At 70.3% G+C, this 2,194-nt stretch carries 1 protein-coding gene; it reads left to right on the top strand.

Features of this window, described 5'->3' with window-relative positions:
• Window positions 1–2,194, top strand: a 2,194-nt coding sequence (locus VFM98_RS16885) for an FAD-binding and (Fe-S)-binding domain-containing protein (RefSeq protein ID WP_325111062.1), incomplete at both ends; no start/stop codon positions are given.

The following is a 2,194-nucleotide window of genomic DNA, read 5'->3' as shown; positions in this document are numbered from 1 at the left end:
CATGATCGGCAACAACTCCTGCGGGCCGCACTCGGTGATGGGCGGCGAGACCGTGCACAACGTGCTGGAACTCGACGTCCTCACCTACGACGGCGTGCGCCTGACCGTGGGGCCGACCGACGATGCCGCGTACCAGCGCCTGTGCGAGCAGGGCGGCCGGCCGGCGCAGATCGCGCGCGACCTGAAGGCGTTGGGCGAGCGCTATGCGAATTCGATCCGCGAGAAGTTCCCCGACATTCCGCGCCGCGTCTCCGGCTACAACCTGCCGGCCCTGTTGCCGGAGAAGGGCTTCGACCTCGCGCGCGCCCTGGTGGGCAGCGAAGGCACCTGCGTGGTGGTGCTGGAGGCGAAGCTGCGCCTGCTGCCCGATCCGCCCTGCCGCACGCTGGCCGTGCTGGGCTACGACAGCGTCTACGAGGCCGGCGACCACGTCGCCGAGGTGATGCGCGCCGGCCCGATCGCGCTGGAAGGCATGGACGACCGGCTGATCGAGGACATGAAGAACACCCACCTGCACGTCGAGTACACGGGCCTGCTGCCGCCCGGCAGGGGCTGGCTGCTGGTGGAGTTCGGCGGTGCGAGCCAGCAGGAAGCCGACGCGAAGGCCGACCGGCTGGGCGAGCAGCTGAAGCGCGTCGACAAGCCGCCCTCCTTCAAGCGCGTCGACGATCCGGTGCAGGAACAGCACATCTGGAAGGTGCGCGAATCGGGCCTGGGCGCCACCGCCCACGTGCCCGGCAAGCCGATCACCTGGGAAGGCTGGGAAGACTCCTCGGTGCCGCCCGAGCGCCTGGGCGAGTACCTGCGCGAACTGCGCGCGCTGTTCGAGCGCTACGGCTACGCCTGCGACCTGTACGGCCACTTCGGCCAGGGCTGCGTGCACACGCGCATCGATTTCGACCTCGAGACGCAGCCCGGCATCGAGAAGTACCGCCGCTTCATCCACGAGGCGGCGCAACTGGTGACGCGCCTGGGCGGCTCCATTTCCGGCGAGCATGGCGACGGACAGTCGAAGGCGGAACTGCTGCCGATCATGTACGGCCCGGAGCTGGTGCGCGCCTTCGAGGAATTCAAGGCGGTGTGGGACCCGGACAATCGCATGAACCCGGGCAAGATCGTCCATGCCTGGCGGGCCGACGAGAACCTGCGCCTGGGCCCCACCTATGCGCCGCAGCCGGTGGCCACCCGCATGTTCTTCGCCGACGACCGCGGCGACTTCGGTCGCACCGTGCTGCGCTGCGTCGGCGTGGGCGAGTGCCGCAAGAAGGACGGAACGATGTGCCCCAGCTACCAGGCCACGGGCGAGGAGATGCACTCCACGCGCGGGCGGGCGCACCTGCTGTTCGAGATGCTCAATGGCGAGCGGGAAGGCGGCGTGCTCCAGGGCGGCTGGCGCGAGGAGTCGGTCAAGGAGGCGCTGGACCTGTGCCTGTCCTGCAAGGGCTGCCGCCACGAATGCCCCGTGAAGGTGGACATGGCCGCCTACAAGGCGGAGTTCCTCTCGCACTACTACGAGCACCACCGCCGGCCACTCGCGGCCCAGGCCTTCGGCTTCATCGACCGCTGGGCGCGCTGGGCCAGCGTGGCCCCGGGCGCGGTGAACTGGGCCACGGCGCACGAGCCGCTGGCCGGCTGGCTCAAGCGCGCGGCCGGCATCGCGCCGCAGCGCGCGCTGCCGGCCTTCGCCGCGCGAACCTTCCGCGCGGGCTTCCGCCCGAACGCAGAAGGCGGCGCACGGGGCGAAGTGCTGCTGTGGCCGGACACCTTCAACAACCACTTCCACCCGCAGGTGGCGCATGCAGCCGCGAAAGTGCTGCAGGCCGCCGGCTGGCGCGTGCGGCTGCCGGGCGTGCCGCTGTGCTGCGGCCGGCCGCTGTACGAATCAGGCTTTCTCGACGTGGCGCGCGCCTACCTGCAGCGCACGGTCGAAGCGCTCGCGGGCGATCTGCGCGCGGGGCTGCCGGTGGTGGTACTCGAGCCGGCGTGCCTGTCCGTTTTCCAGGCGGAGCTGCCGATGATGCTGCCGCGGAACGAGGACGCACGCCGCTTGCAGCAGCAGTCGTTGCTGCTGGCGGACTTCCTGCAGCAGCAGGCGCGCGAACTGCCTTTGCGCAAGTTGCAGCAGAGGGCGATCGTGCACCTGCACTGCCACCACAAGAGCGTGCTGAAGACCGACGGCGAGCGGGCCCTGCTG

The organism is Ramlibacter sp. (genome assembly GCF_035706265.1).
In the GTDB taxonomy this organism is placed as follows: Bacteria; Pseudomonadota; Gammaproteobacteria; order Burkholderiales; family Burkholderiaceae_C; genus Ramlibacter.
This window is presented reverse-complemented; position numbering and strand designations above follow the sequence as displayed.